The following is a 737-nucleotide window of genomic DNA, read 5'->3' as shown; positions in this document are numbered from 1 at the left end:
GGCGTCGAACTGGGCAAGGTCCTCGCCAAGCGCGTCGAACCCGCCCTGACGGAGGGCGCGGACGTCCCCGGCCTGGACGCGTCCACCAAGGCACTGGTCACGAAGTACCGCGCCCTGCGCGGCCGTACCCCGGAAGGCGAGTGACCGACATGCAACTCGGACTCATAGGCCTCGGCAAGATGGGCGGCAACATGCGCGAGCGCATCCGCCGCGCGGGCCACACCGTCATCGGCTACGACCGTGACCCGGAGCTCTCCGACGTCGCGTCGCTCGCCGAACTCGTCGAGAAGCTCGAAGGACCCCGCGTGGTCTGGGTGATGGTCCCGGCCGGAGCCCCCACCCAGTCCACCGTCGACGAGCTGAAGGACCTGCTCGCCGAGGGCGACGTCGTCGTCGACGGCGGCAACTCCCGCTGGACCGACGACGAGAAGCACGCCGCCGAGCTCGCCGAGCGCGGCATCGGCTTCGTCGACGCCGGTGTCTCCGGCGGCGTGTGGGGCCTGGAGAACGGCTACGCGCTGATGGTCGGCGGCGACGACGAGCACGTCGCGCGCGTCAAGCCGGTCTTCGACGCGCTCAAGCCCGAAGGCGACTTCGGCTACGTCCACGCGGGCAAGGTCGGCGCGGGCCACTTCTCCAAGATGGTCCACAACGGCATCGAGTACGCGATGATGCAGGCCTACGCCGAGGGCTGGGAGCTCCTGGAGGCCGTGGACTCGGTCACCGACGTCCGTGAG

General features: G+C 70.3%; 2 protein-coding genes. Both read left to right on the top strand.

From position 1 onward, the window contains the following. Nucleotides 1–144, top strand: a 144-nt coding sequence (locus tag IG74_RS54365; protein WP_158858137.1) for a hypothetical protein, incomplete at its 5' end; no start/stop codon positions are given. A 5-nt stretch (nucleotides 145–149) separates the two neighbouring features. Then, nucleotides 150–737 (top strand): NADP-dependent phosphogluconate dehydrogenase (locus IG74_RS0144825; RefSeq protein ID WP_030689660.1); only part of this gene is annotated, 588 nt, incomplete at its 3' end.

It is taken from the genome of Streptomyces sp. NRRL B-1347, from assembly GCF_000720325.1.
GTDB lineage: Bacteria > Actinomycetota > Actinomycetes > Streptomycetales > Streptomycetaceae > Streptomyces.
This window is presented reverse-complemented; position numbering and strand designations above follow the sequence as displayed.